Below are 13996 nucleotides of genomic sequence, written 5' to 3' on the forward strand. Positions count from 1 at the left end.
ATCCGGAGAACAGCGATGAAGGGCGATTTCAGCCGGCGGACATTCGACCCCACGAGGCATTACCGCAGCCTGCTCATGCAGCAGGGCCGCGTGCAGCTTGACGCGGACTGGAACGAGCAGGCCGAGATCGTCGCTCACCGCGTCGAGACCGAGGCGCTCGATCTCATCGGCCGCGCGGGCGGTCCGATGCACGCCGCCGGCTTCCGCCTCGTGACCGCGACAGACGCGCTCACCGACGACGAGAAGGCCATCCCTGGCAACGCCGCGCCGCCGGCGATCACCGCCGGCGCGCTCGCGATCACCGCCGGCCGTTACTATGTCGACGGGATCCTCTGCGAGAACGACCAGAGGATCCTGCTCGACAACCAGCCGGATTTTCCGGCCGCGGCGCCGAGCTCGAACGGGGTCTACCTCGCGTACCTCGATGTCTGGCAGCGCCATATCACCGTCATCGAGGAGCCGCACCTCCGCGAGGTCGCGCTCGGCGGCCCCGACACCGCGACGCGCATCAAGACCGTCTGGCAGGTTCGCCTCGCCGACATCGGGGCTCTCGCGTCCCCGAACTGCAAGAGCGCCTTCGAGGCCTTCCTCGCGGCGCATCCGCCGCCGAACGGCACGATGGCCGCGTTTTGCACCCACGAGGCGCGCAGCTCCGACCCCTGCATCGTCTCCCCGAGCGCCGGCTATCGCGGCCTGGAGAACCAGCTCTATCGCGTCGAGATCCACGAGAACAGCGCGCGCAACCCCGCGACGAACGCGCCCGCCGTCCAGGCCACGGTGAGCACCGACCGGCGATCCATCCAGATCTCGACGGCCTCCGCGCTCTTCGCGGCCGTGCAGGCCCGGCTCGTCGCCAAGGAGAGCGCCGCGGTCGAGATCTTCACGGACAAGGGCTCAGCCGTCGTCTTCGCGATCAAGGTCGACGCAGCGACGGGCACGCTCACGTTCTCGGGCGGTGTCGGGAAGGACGTCATCAACGAAGACCAGCCCAGGGTGCGCCTCGTCGACGCCGTCTTCAAGTGGTCTCGCGACAACGGCTCCGTGGTGACCACGATCAACAAGATCGACAAAGACAAGCTCACGGTCCACGACGTCGGCCGCGACACCATCCTTGGCTTTGCGCCTGGCCAGTGGGTGGAGATCACCGACGAGCGAAAGGAGCTCCGAGGTGAGCTCGGCGAGATCGTGCAGATCAAGGAGACCGACGGCAAGCGCACGATCACGCTTGCCGCCGAGCCCACGCCGCTCGGCGGCAGCTCTGGCGTCAACCACGGAGCCACCGCCAAGCTGCGCCGCTGGGACGGCATCGGCGCCATCCGCTTTAGCTCCACCGACTGGATCGAGCTGGAAAACGCCGTCCAGGTCCAGTTCAAGAACACCCGCTTTCAACGCGGCGACTACTGGAACATCCCCGCGCGCGCCGCGACCGCCGACGAGCGCTCCGGTCAGATCGACTGGCTCCCGGAGAAGTCGCACAAACCGGCTGTCGGCGTCGAGCACCACTACGCCGCGCTCGGGCTCGTCACCAGGACGAGCGACACCGCTGTCTCGGTCCACGACTGCCGGAAGCTGTTCCCGCCCGTCACCGAGCTCACCAGCTTCTTCTATCTCGGCGGCGACGGTCAGGAGGTCATGCCCGATCTCACCCTGCCGGCCGCCCTGTCGCTGCTCCCGGCCGATCTCGTCGTCGGCGTCTCCAACGGCCAGTGGCCCGTGAAGGGGGCGCGCGTGCGCTTCAAGATCCTCCACGAGGCGCGACCCGACGGCGGCTCGATCCCCGGCGCCGGCGCGCTCGCGCCCGCCCCCACGTACACCAACGTGGGGGCCGCGAGCGATCAGGAGATCGTCCTCGAGACGGCCGCCGACGGCACCGCCCGCGCGCGCTGGTCGCTCGGCGCGTCGGCCGGCAACCTCTACCAGGTCCGGGCCGAGCTCCTCGACGTCACGGGCGCGCTCCGACACCTGCCCATCACCTTCACCGCCAACCGCAGCGTCGCCTCCCAGGTGGCGTTCGATCCCGGCCAGTGCGCCGCGCTCCAGGGCAAGAAGACGGTGCAGGCCGCCATCGAGCAGCTCGCCCACGAGCCTGTGCTGCGCCTCCTCTCCGGCGACGGCCAGGACGCGATGCCGGGCCAGGTCCTGCCCCTGCCGATCCAGATCGAGGTGCGCGATCACTGCGGTCCGCTCGTCGATGCGCAGCTCAATATCTCCGCCCCCGGTGCCCTCGCCGTGAGCTCCGCCGGCGTGGGTTCTGGCGCCGGTCCCGCCACGCTCACCCTCACCACCGACAACAACGGCGTCGCCGCGTTCTCCTGGCGCCCCGACCCGGCCGGCGCGCCGGTGCAGCGCGCGCGCGTCACCCTGACGAACCCCTCGCGCGTCCCCGGCCCCGCCGCGTGGATCGAGGTCACCGCCAACCTGAGCACCGCCGCGCAGGTCGCCTTCACGCCTGATCCAGGCTGCCGCCTGCTCCAGGGCACCTCGACCGTGCAGCAGGCGCTCGAGCGCATCTGCAGCGACGGCGCTTGCCGCGAGATCATCGTCACGCCCGAGTCCAAGCTCAAGGAGGTGTTCGACAGCATCGGCGAGAAGGAGGACGCTCACGTCTGCTTCACGCCCGGCACCTTCCACTTCGAGAGCCCCGTGTTGATCGGCGGCAAGGGCCACCTCAAGATCTCGGGCGCCGGCGAGGCCACGTTCCTCGACGCCGGCAATATCGAGAAGGCGCTCGTCTTCATCGAGTGCAAGAGCGTCCTCGCGCGTGATCTCTCCGGTCGCGCCGGCGTCGCCCAGGTGCCCGAGAAGCCGGGGGAAGAATCGCCGCCTCGCCACCTCAACGGCGTGCTTACCTTCCGCGGCACCGATCGCGTCACGGTGGAGAACGTCCGCCTCCAGTCCGGCGCTGGCCCGGTGCGCGCCGCCTCGGCCATGACCGTCGTCGACGCCGAGGACGTGCGCGTCCGCGGATCCACCTTCCTCGTCGAGGACGCGCAAGTCGGCCTCCTGCTCGTCGATGTGAAGCGCGCCGAGGTCGTCGACAACGTCGTCAAGGTCGTCTCCGGCAAAGTCGAGCTCGGTTGGCTGATGCAGAACCCTCGTTATCGCGCCGGTCTGCGCAGGCTCGTGCTGGCCGGACTCCAGCCGCCGTCAGCGGAAGGGGTGGAGCAGCCCAGCGAGAAGACGATTCTCGAGCGCCTCGAGCGCCTCGACCCGAAGCGCGCCAAAGAGCTATTCGCGCTGATTCGGCCGCGGTCGCTCCGGACGCCGCAGGCTACCCTGCTCACGGTCGCGGTGCTGAGCGGGCGCGACTGGCCGACATTGCTGAACACCATCTCCGAGCCCTCGAAGCTGTCGCTCGCGGAGCTGAAGGGGGCCCTCGACGGGCACATCGACGCGGTCTTCGGCGCCCTCGCGGGCCTCCACGTGACTCCGCCGGTTCCCGTCGCGGAGTTGCCCGGCTTTAAACACCTGTACGACTTGCTCGCCGACGAGCGCACCAGCATCGCGGCGCAGGGCATCGTGGTCGCAGGCGAGCACGCGGGTGACGTCCGCGTCCGCGACAACACGGTGCGCGGTGCCCTCCAGGGCATCCACGTCGGCCTCAGCCACGCGCCCAGGGACGACGGCGGTCCGCGCCGCGATGCCATCCAGCGGCTGCTCGTCGAGGGCAATACCGTGTACGTACACTTCAGCCTCGACGAGCAACGCGACCGTCACGGCATCTTTGTCGGCAACGCGCAGAGCCTCGTCATCGAGAACAACTTCGTCGTCGTCGAGCGCACACCCCTCGCCGCCGCCGGCTACATCGAGGGCATTCGCGTCTTCGGCGATCAGGGCGGGATGTGCATCATCCGCCAGAACCACCTGGTCGACTTCGACTGTGGCGTCCGGGTCCAGGCCACGAACCCCGGGCGCCCGCCGCGCCTCTGGCGCGTCGCCGACAACTTCGCCGAGTTCGCGGTCGACCAGGAGATCACCGACCCGAGCCCGTTCGAATGAGCCGTCGGGCGCTGCGGCCCTTGACCGCGCGGCCCGGATTTCATAAGCTCTCCCTGCTTAAACCAGCGTGCTGCAAACAACGTCACTGTATGGTCGCCTCTGAGTGTGTTGGTGCAAACTGGTGCAGGATGAGGGGCGGTTCGAGTCCGTAGGCGGGAGAGGTTCGCAAGAGCATCTCGAGTTAGCGTACGAAAAGGAAAGGCAAACCGACCGTCGCTGTATGGTCGCCTCTGAATGTGTTGGTGCAAACTGGTGCAGGATGAGGGGCGGTTCGAGTCCGTGGGCGGAGGATTGGGAAAAGCGAGGTGAACGCCTCGCTTTTCTTTTTTGCTTCGGGTTCATTGCGGCGGCTCTCCCACCGCAGCCACACCTGGGTGCGGGGCAGCGACGGAGGGGTTCGCCCGCTCGGCACCCGGATCCGGCCGGCCTCGAAACGGCCGGGCGACACCTCGACGAGATCTCCAACCGATAGAACGAGTCGGGCTTGGCCTGCGCCGTTCACGGCCTGACCGTCACGCGCGAGTCCAGCTTCGCCGACTTGCGGCGACGGCCTCGTGTGGAACGAGTTAGGTCATTTGCAGACGCGCGATGTCGGTGAGGTCCTCGTGAGCGCTGTCCGGCGCATGGCGCGCAGCTGCCACTACCGAGGCCGTGGCGCTCGGCTGCCGCAAGTACAACTGTAGTACTACGCAACTATCGCAGAAAGCCGACCTCGAGGACGCTGGCGCCGGGAATGGCGGTCGGATCGGCTTCACCGCGCACCACCTTGGAGAAGAGATTGCGATCTACGTGTCCAGAAATCCTCAGGTACACCGTCCACAAGTCGTGAACGGGCGCTGCCCCAGGCAATATGTCGAGCGCGAAGACCGTATCGTTCGCGTTCAGCACAACGGGTGGGGGACGGCCGCCCACGTCCTCCACCAAATGCACGTCCTCGTCGCGCAACCAGGTCGGTCGCTTCAACAAGCGGGCGACGTCGGCGACGGTCGAGCCAGCGCGCACATGGCGCTTGAACAGCTCGAACACCGCGACACGGCGCTCCGATGCCCCCCTCGTCGCATCGTTCGCGATCACCACCAAGGCGTCGGCGGATTTGTCCTTCGTCGCGTTCACGATAATGAGCACCGCTCCGCCGACCGCTGCAAGTCCCAGCGCCACGAGCATCAGTCGGCGATTCATCCCTCTCATGTCCCTCGGTGAAAGTTGTTGCCATCGCAGCAATTCCACTCGCCTGACTTGCGACGAGTCAGCGTGCTGATATACAGGTTCGTCGGGTCAGTCCTGGTCGATAGCAATCCGTTGGCGTCGGGAACACCAGTGCGCGAGAACCCAGCGGCGGGATCCAGCGCTCCGACGAACCCAACGTTCCCTGTCATGCTCCACCTGCCTCGGGTCCCCGGTCTTGTCGCGCGGTGCCAGAGATCAGCCCCGCCATCGCCAACCACGCCGGCCGCGTCCACCGGCCACGCCTCCCAATAATGCGGCGTGTTCGGCGGCGTCATGCTCGTGCCATCACAGCGTGTGATGCTGCCGGTATTCGTAATCTCCTGGACGATAAAGCCGTTGCGCCCGGTCGTCGACCAATCCTCGATCCAGTCGAAGGCGCGACAACTTCCAAAGGTCGGCCCCGTGGTCGTCGAGGCCGATACCGTGAACTGCGGCGGCCCGACGAGCGAGCCAAACCCACCGCCGATATCTTGATCGTCTCCGTCCTTTTCGCCGAGCGCGCCCGGCATGCCGCCCAGGTCCGTCCTGCTTGCCGGCTGGCCAGAGCCATCATGAAGCGACCGGGTGTCGCTGCCCGTCGTCCGCTCGCCGGGCGCAGGAACGGGCGGAACTATCGACATCTTGCTAAAATCCCAGCCGAAACGTGCGGTTCGAGGCGCCACGGTGACTCCCTGGGTGAGCGACGTTCCGGTCGCCCGATGATCCGCGCAGCACGCGCTGCGCGCAGCCCTGGGGTGAGCTGTCACCGTTGGAGTCGACTTCGACCTCTGGGCAAAGGTGCGCATCGCCATCTCCGCTTGGGTTTCCAAAACAGTACCGTCCCTTCGCTGAGATGTAAAGGGAGAGACCCGCCGCGCGCGGAGCGGGGGCACACGCGGTACCACCGACGGCACCGCTGGTCCGTCCACAGTCCACGGCCAATCGGTGGCGCGCGGCCTCGTCGGTGCCCCAGTGGATGCGCCTGCGCGCTTCCCGCGCGCAGCGTCCGCGCCGCCTGCGCGTTCGTCTGCCGTGTCCTCTGCGGGAGCCCTTTCGTTACCGATCACTCAATGTGCCGACCGAACGCGGCGATGTCGTCTTTCCAGTGTCACTCGACATGAGCAGCTTCCGGAGAACCCCTCTTGCGGTCGAGGCAGCGCCAGAGCAAGGGCCACCCGCGATCGACGAGGTTCGCGCAAGGTTCGGGGCAGGTGAGGGGCAGGCGCGGAACCTCGGAGCCGATGAGGAGCCGGTGCTGCCGGTCCGCGTACCCCGATAAATTCCCATGTCCTGCGGGTCCGATTGCGCGCTACGATCTCACAGCTCCTCACCATCGGCTGTCATCGATCCACGGAACGGCATGCGCAGGCTCGCGGAACGGCAACGTCAGGCTCCGGCCCAGAGCCGCACCTCCGCGCCGCTCGCCGCGCTGGAGCGCAAGGCGGACCACGCCGCCGAACGGGTGCTGGCCACGGACGGGCCGTTCGCGGCGAGCGCCGGGTCGTTCGCGACGAGCTCGCCGCGGACGGGCGCGGAGGAGGGCGCGGCGCGGGGCGCCGCTCACGGAGCGTCGCCGGACGTCGTCGCCGAGGTCGGGTCGGCGGGCCGTCCGCTCGACGACGCGACGCGCTCGTTCATGGAGCCGCGCTTCGGATTCGAGTTCAGCCGGGTGCGCATCCACGCGGACGAGCGCGCCGCGGCCTCCGCTCGTTCGCTCGGCGCGGCCGCGTACACCGTCGGCGACCACGTGGTGTTCGGCGCCGGCCGCTGGGCGCCCGGCACGACCGCGGGCAAGGAGCTCCTGGCGCACGAGCTCGCGCACGTGACGCAGCAGGCGTCCGGCGAAGCGCCCTTCGGGGCGCTGCAATGCAGGCCCGAGGACAAGCTGCCTGCGCTCGAGTCGACAAAGACCTGGGGCGACTACTCCATCGCGCACTTCAAGATGGGGGACCTCAAGATCATGCTCGGCGAAGGCGTCGATGCGAAGGTGGACCGGGCCGTCTTGCCCGGGATCGTCAAGGTCATCGAGGACGCGAACGCCTTGATCACGGATCCGGCGTTCAAAATCGCCGGCTGCGCGATCACCAACACGACGAGCCGGCTCGTGTATTACCAGAAGAAGCCGCTGCTCCTGCTCGACATGACCCATGTCGATCTCGAGACGGCGGTGCACGAGGCGAGCCACGCGGTGTTCCTCTACTACATGAAATCCGGCAAGGCGCCGGCCGCCGCCGCTCCCAAGATCGTCGATCTCTACCTTCGACTCGCCGCGACGAAGGACGTGGAGGACGAGGAGCGCCCGAGCTCGGGTGGCGTGAGGAAGGCGAGCCATCCCGCCGGGCTCTGGATGGTCGATCCGTCACAATGGTCGAAGACGTTCACCAGCGAACATCCATGGGACGACGCCGACGAATTCTTCGCGAGCGCGCGCGCCGCATGGCTGACCGACCGGAAGGGCCTGAGGAGCGCGATCGACAAGTTCACGAGGCTCGATCCGGCCGTGAAGGCGCCAGCGGCGGAGCTGCTCGAGCTCTTGAACAACCTCGCCGGCGGCAAGACCGGAAAAGCGCTCTCCACGACGGCGGAGACCAAGGCCCGGGCGGAGCTCGCCGGCATCTCGGAGCCTCGCACGCTCGAAGACACGCTGGATTCCATGATGAACCAGCTCCTCAAGTGGACGCTCGATCCGAGCACCATGGGGCCGAAGACGCGGCCAGCCAAGCCTGCGCTCGAAGGCCCGCCGTGACGCGTCGCCGCGGCTTGCTCAGCGGTCCCGCGCGGTCGACCCGCGCCCACCGCAGGCCGACCTCGTGCTGGGACATGATGTGCCCGTCGCGCATCCGAATGCGGGGGGATCACAAGCTGGAAGACGCCTGTGATCCGGCGTGAGCCCAAGCATCGCTGAGCGCGCCGGGCCGGCACGAGCTTGACAGCGGCGGACGGGTGAGCGTCTACTCGCTTCGCGAAAGGAAGCCCCGTGGCGATCTTCACGCGAAGCACGCAAGCGACGCCCTCGCTCGTGACCAGAGCAGCTCCGGCAGGTCTGCGCGCTCCGGCCGTCGAATCGAGGTTTGCCGGTTCGTCGCGGGCAGACGTGTCGACGTACGATGAAGTGAGGCCCACGAAGGCGTCGCGGCTCGGCTTCGATTTCAACCGTATCCGCGCGACCGCCGGCGCGGATGCCGCGCCCCCGGGCCTGATCCAGCGCAAGTGCGTGAAATGCGAAGACGAGGACGAAGCGAGCGCCGGCGCCCCCGTGCAGCGATATGCCGCCGCGACGGACCGCTCCACGGCGGCCCCGCCGATCGTGGGCGACGTCCTCGCGGAGCCCGGCGAGCCCCTCGACCCGGGAGTACGCGGGCGCATGGAGGCCGCCTTCGGCCACGACTTTTCAGCGGTTCGCGTCCATACCGACGCCCGCGCGGACGCCGCCGCTGGGGGCATCGACGCGCTCGCCTTTACGTCGGGCGCGCACATCGTCTTCGGCGCCGGGCAATACGCCCCGCGGAGCCGGGCTGGCCAGTGGCTGATCGCGCACGAGCTCGCCCACACGGTCCAGCAGCGCGGGGAACGCGGCCGCCCCGCGCGGCGGCCCGCGGTGGGGCCGGCCGGCGGCGCGCTCGAGCGCGAGGCCGACGCCGCCGCGGACGCCGCGATGGCCGGTCGCTCCGTGAACATCCGTGGAGTGAGCGAGCCAGCCCTCCAGCGCTTCGCGCCGTGCCGTTACATCCTCGACGCCGCCGAGCGGGAGTTCGTCGCCGAGAGCGACGTGCAGGCCAACCTCGCCGTACCGATGCGCAGCCTCGGGCCGTCCGAGCGCGAGTTCCCGATCCCCGCCGGCAGCTTCTCGGCCTGGCGCGACGAAGACCGCCGCCGCGGGACGGTACGCAGCCAGCAGATCGGCGGCCGCGCCGGCAGAGGCTCCGCCGATATCGCCCTGATGCAGGGCAGCGTCATGGAGGTGCTCGAGATCAAGCGAGGGCAGTGGGACCTGATCACCGACGCCGAGGCCCAGGCGCTGAACTACGTCGAGAAGGGCAAGCAAAACCTGCCCTTCCTCACCAATCGATGGCAAGCCCGGGGGCACGCCGGCGTCACGGTGAGCGACGTCCGCATGATGCCGATGAACCGCCTGCCCATCACTTCGCCGGCGCGGATCGGCAGCGTGCCAGTCTCCATCGCGTGGTGCAGGGACGGGCTGGTCTCCTTCAAGGCCATCGGCAACCAGGACCCGGATATCTACGCGTGCGGCACCGACGTGCCGGGCACGAACCGCTTCATCGACGGCCTGCTCGGGCGCGCCGAGGGCGCGCTCGATCGCTATTTCGAAGACACGGTGAACCCGCGGCTGGACCGGGCGATCCAGACCATGCCGATCCGACAGGCGATCGTGCTCGCGCTCCGCGACCCCCGCACGCGGGAGATCGTCCAGCGAGCGCTCGGCGCCACGGGCTCGTTCGTCCTCGATTGGCTGCCCGTCGAGCAGCTCGCCGACCTGGTCGAGAGCCGCCTGCAGGGCGCGCTCGATCGCCAGATTCGCATCGTCGTGCGCCAGTTCAAGGACCGGGTGATCGGGGAGTTGAGGACCCGAGCCAGGCAGGCGCTGCGGCAGTGGCTCCAGACGAGCTTGAACGCGCTCTGCGCTGCGGCCGCCGCGGGGGCCGCGATCACCGCGGCCGACGTGCTCCGCGAGCTCCGGCGCCGATTCGGGCAGATCCTCGCCGACGCGCTCCCGGCCGCGGTGAAGGCGGTCGCCTTGGCGCTCGCGCGCGAGCTGCTGAGCGAGCTCGGTCGGGCCTTGCTCGACGTCCTGCGCGGACTCGCGATCGTGGTGGGGATCGTCGTCGCGGCGATCGTCCTGTGGGAGGTCGCCGCGGTGATCGCCGCGGGGGCGACGCTCGCGGAAATCGGCGCGGCGATCGCCGGCCTCCTCAGCCGCCTGATCCCGCTCATCCCCGCCCTCGCCTGACAGAGCCGGCGCAGATCCTCGCGCCGGCCGCGCCGGGGTGATCGCGAGACGGGCGCGCGGTGAATCGCTCGCGAAGCGAGCGATCGCGGGGCCACCTTGGATCAGGCGAACGCGACGGCGCGGCGCGCAAACGACGTTTGCGTCGTCGTGTTAAGCTGCGTGATGGACGAAGCGACGGTTCGAATGCTGTGGGACGAGGGCCAGGCCGCCGAGGCGATCGCGGGCGCGCGCGCCGCGCTGGTGGGCGCCCCCGAGGACGCGCGCCTCAGCGTGGCCGGGGCGCTGATCGCCTGCGCCGACGCGGCGGACTCCAGCCCCATGGCCGAAGAGGCGCACCGGGTGGCCGCCCAGCTCCGCGAGAGCGTCTGGGGCTCGGATCACCCAAGGAGCCCCTACGTCCGCCTTCCGCTCGCGGGCTGGCTCCAGCGCGTCGGTCGGTTCGACGAGGCGGAGCGCGAGCTCCTGGCCGCCCTCGCCGTCGCCGAACGACGGACCGAGGATCCGCGTCCCCTCCGCGACGTGCTCGTATGCCTCGCGCGGCTCGCCCTCGAACGGAACGACCTCGACGAAGCGGCGGTCCGCTTCCAATGCGCTATGGCCGCCGAGGAGTCACGGCCGCGCCCCGAGGCCATCGAGCTCCAGCCGCTCCTCGGCGAGCTCCACGCCATCTACGCGCAGCAAGGCCGCGTCGCAGAGGCTGCCTCGGCCATGGAGCGGCGGCTGCAACTCTCCAGGACGCTCGGCCGCCGGCCGAGCCTCGACGACGCACGCGACCTCCTCGCCCTCGCGGATCTCCGCGATAAGCAGGGCCGCTCCGGCGACGCGGCGGCCCTGCGCGAGCGCTCGGCGCGCATCAGCAGGGCGGCGGGTCGCAGGTGAGCTCGACCCATCCCGCCGCAAACGTCGAACCCCTCGCCCGCTGGTGACCAGCGTCCCCCCCCGCCCGAGGGACCCGGTCCGCCGTATGACACGGAGAGGAGCGAGCCTCCGTACCAGGATCCTCATGAGTCGAACCTGAGGTTCAGGCTTCGCAAGCCCGATGGTGCGCCTCGCAAGCTCGAGCTGATGGATGTCAACACGTCGGAGAAGATGGGCTGGAAGGCAAAGATCACGAGATCGGATAGAGATGGTGGTTGAAGAGGAAGTGAAGGGATCGCCCGGCCGCGGCCGACGCCCTGCCAAGACGCGGCGGGCCGACCGATGCGCCGCAGCGGGCTCGGCCGCGCGTCGGTCGACCGCGCTTGCCTGAAGCTCGCGTGTTGGTGCGCCCCTTGCTGAAACCCCGGCTCCCCGGAGGACATCTCATGACCGAACGCAAAGACCCCGCGAAGCCGTCCAGAGAGCCGGCGCAGACCGAGAAGGGCGCGGGCAGCGCGAAACAATCGATGGGCGGCCCGTCGGCGAAGCCGCGGGCGGCACGGCCGAAACGCAGCCTCCTCGAGCGCGCGGCGACCGCGCTCGGCAGCGGGACGAGCAGCGAGGACGCCGCGGTCCGCAATATCGCGGCAGCCGACCGCCTCGACGCGAAGATCGACGCCACGGAAGCGCTCGTCGCCGCGATCCCCGAGAACGTGAACAAAGGCGCCGAGTACGCGCTACGCGGCAAAATGCCACAGCCGCCGCAAGGTGCCACGGCGAAGCCCGAGAACCTCGACGCGACCGCGAGCACGATCACCGAGAGCAACGAGTCCGAGAAGAACGGCGCCAAGGCGGCGCCGGGCGAGAATCCGAACCAGGGGCCTCTGCAGAAGCATCGGGTCGACTCGCTCGGTCGTGCGCTGACGACGAACCAGGGCGTGCCCGTCGGGGACAATCAGAACTCGCTGCGCGCGGGGCTGCGCGGCCCGACGCTGCTCGAGGACTTCATCCTGCGCGAGAAGATCACGCACTTCGATCACGAGCGCATCCCCGAGCGCGTGGTGCACGCGCGCGGCTCGGGCGCGCACGGGTACTTCGAGTGCACCGAGGACATCACCTCGCTCACCAAGGCCGCGCCCTTCGCCAAGGTCGGCAAGCGGACGCCGGTCTTCGTGCGCTTCTCGACGGTGGCGGGCGAGCGCGGCAGCGCCGATACGGTGCGCGACGTGCGCGGCTTCGCCGTGAAGTTCTACACCGAAGAGGGCAACTGGGATCTGGTCGGCAACAACATCCCTGTCTTCTTCATCCAGGACGCGATGAAGTTCCCGGACGTGGTGCACGCCGTCAAACCCGAGCCGCACCACCAGATGCCGCAGGCGTCGAGCGCGCACGACACCTTCTGGGACTTCATCTCGCTCATGCCCGAGTCGATGCACATGGTCATGTGGCAGATGAGCGACCGGGCGATCCCGCGAAGCTTCCGGACGATGCAGGGCTTCGGCGTGCACACCTTCCGGCTCGTCAACGCGGCCGGCGAGGCGACGCTGGTGAAGTTCCACTGGACACCCGTGCTCGGCACGCACTCGCTCGACTGGGACGAGGCGGTGAAGATCGCGGGCGCCGACCCCGACTTCCACCGCCGCGATCTCTGGGAGGCCATCGAGGGCGGCGCGTTCCCCGAGTACCTCTTGCAGATCCAGACGTTCACGGAGGCCGAGGCCGAGCGGTGGAGCTTCGACGTGCTCGACGCGACCAAGATCGTGCCGGAGGAGCTCGCGCCCCTGCGCACCGTCGGCCGCCTCGTCTTGAACCGCAACCCCGACAACTTCTTCGCCGAGACGGAGCAGGTCGCGTTCTGCACGCAGCACATCGTTCCCGGCATCGACTTCACGAACGACCCGCTGCTCCAGGGGCGCAATTTCTCGTACCTCGACACGCAGCTCACGCGCCTCGGCGGGCCGAACTTCCACGAGATCCCGATCAACGCGCCGGTCGCCGAGGTGCACAACAACCAGCGGGACGGGTTCCACCGCCAGGCGATCAACCGCGGTCGCGTGAACTATGAGCCCAACTCGCTCGCCGGCGGCTGTCCCTTCCAGGCCGGCGCGCGCGGCTTCGCCTCGGTCGCCGAGCGGCTCCTGGCGCAGCAGGCCGCGACCGAGCCGAGCAAGCTGCGCGCGAAGCCCGAGAAGTTCGCGGACCATTACACGCAGGCGCGCCTCTTCTGGGCGAGCCAGACGCCCGTCGAGCGCCAGCACATCGCGCGCGCCTTCCGCTTCGAGCTGACGCGCGTGCAGACGCAGGCCATCCGCGAGCGCATGGTCCGGATGCTGCGGAACGTCGACGAGGGGCTGGCGGCGCAGGTCGCGGCCGACCTCGGCATGCCGCTGCCCGAGCCGCTCTCGATGGTGGCGCCGCCCGTCAAGGACCCGGAGGTCGCGGTGTCGCCGGCCCTGTCGCTGTTCGCCCGGCCCGGCGATGGGCGCATCCTCGGCCGCCGCGTCGCGCTCGTCGTCGCCGACGGCGTGAGCGGGGCGGAGGCGGGCGCGCTCTACGAGGCGCTGCTGCTGGCGGGCGCGGTGCCCCGCTACGTCGGCGCGCGCCTCGGGGTGGTGCGCACCGCCGAGGGCGACGAGCTGCCGGTCGAGGTCACGATCGAGGCGGCCCCGAGCGTCCTCTTCGACGCAGCGGCGCTGCTGCCCGGCAAGGGCGCCGCGGCGCTGACGCGCGACGGGCTGGCGGTCGAGTTCGTCCAGCTCCAGTACCGCCACTGCAAGCCGCTGCTCGTGCCAGCGTCGGCCGCGCCGCTCGCCGAGGCCGCCGGCGTGAAGGCGGCCGCGGGCGCCGACCCGGGCCTGCTCGTCCTGCCAGACGACGCCGTGGGTGCTGCGGCGCCGGCGTTCGTCAAGGCGATCGCCATGCACCGCGCGTGGCAACGCCAGACCGAGCCGCCGGCGGTGTGAC

Annotated in this window: 7 protein-coding genes; 5 read left to right on the forward strand and 2 right to left on the reverse strand. The window is 69.5% G+C overall.

Going from position 1 to position 13996, the window contains the following annotated elements; genetic code table 11:
• Window positions 1–15 precede the first annotated feature (15 nt).
• A complete protein-coding gene (locus WMF34_RS11025; RefSeq protein WP_437993256.1) occupies window positions 16–3999 on the forward strand; it encodes a DUF6519 domain-containing protein in 3984 nt (1327 codons plus the stop codon).
• Window positions 4000–4692: 693 nt separating this feature from the next.
• Here WMF34_RS11025 and WMF34_RS11030 read toward each other — a convergent pair.
• On the reverse strand, window positions 4693–5178 hold the full coding sequence (locus WMF34_RS11030; protein ID WP_437993257.1) for a hypothetical protein: 486 nt from the start codon (window positions 5176–5178) through the stop codon (window positions 4693–4695).
• 5 nt (window positions 5179–5183) lie between these two features.
• Window positions 5184–5888, reverse strand: coding sequence for a hypothetical protein (locus WMF34_RS11035; protein ID WP_437993258.1), 705 nt, complete (start codon window positions 5886–5888; stop codon window positions 5184–5186).
• 677 nt (window positions 5889–6565) lie between these two features.
• Here WMF34_RS11035 and WMF34_RS11040 point away from each other — a divergent pair.
• From WMF34_RS11040 to WMF34_RS11055, 4 genes are all read left to right on the forward strand, one after another.
• Window positions 6566–7951: an eCIS core domain-containing protein gene (locus WMF34_RS11040; protein ID WP_437993259.1), complete on the forward strand. Its 1386-nt coding sequence runs from the start codon at window positions 6566–6568 to the stop codon at window positions 7949–7951.
• A gap of 366 nt (window positions 7952–8317) precedes the next feature.
• The gene (locus WMF34_RS11045; protein ID WP_437993260.1) at window positions 8318–10174 is read left to right on the forward strand and encodes an eCIS core domain-containing protein; all 1857 of its coding nucleotides are present in this window, start codon (window positions 8318–8320) and stop codon (window positions 10172–10174) included.
• 96 nt (window positions 10175–10270) lie between these two features.
• A complete protein-coding gene (locus WMF34_RS11050; RefSeq protein ID WP_437993261.1) occupies window positions 10271–11053 on the forward strand; it encodes a hypothetical protein in 783 nt (260 codons plus the stop codon).
• 425 nt (window positions 11054–11478) lie between these two features.
• Window positions 11479–13995, forward strand: a complete 2517-nt coding sequence (locus tag WMF34_RS11055) for a catalase (protein ID WP_437993262.1) — start codon at window positions 11479–11481, stop codon at window positions 13993–13995.
• The last annotated feature ends 1 nt before the right edge of the window (window position 13996 follow it).

Source organism: Sorangium sp. So ce145, assembly GCF_051525985.1.
GTDB lineage: Bacteria > Myxococcota_A > Polyangia > Polyangiales > Polyangiaceae > Sorangium > Sorangium cellulosum_B.

Coding starts and splice junctions, on each gene's coding strand:
- WMF34_RS11025 (WP_437993256.1), top strand. CDS start 16: ATGAAGGGCGATTTCAGCCGGCGGACATTCGACCCCACGAGGCATTAC.
- WMF34_RS11040 (WP_437993259.1), top strand. CDS start 6,566: ATGCGCAGGCTCGCGGAACGGCAACGTCAGGCTCCGGCCCAGAGCCGC.
- WMF34_RS11030 (WP_437993257.1), bottom strand. CDS start 5,178: ATGAATCGCCGACTGATGCTCGTGGCGCTGGGACTTGCAGCGGTCGGC.
- WMF34_RS11055 (WP_437993262.1), top strand. CDS start 11,479: ATGACCGAACGCAAAGACCCCGCGAAGCCGTCCAGAGAGCCGGCGCAG.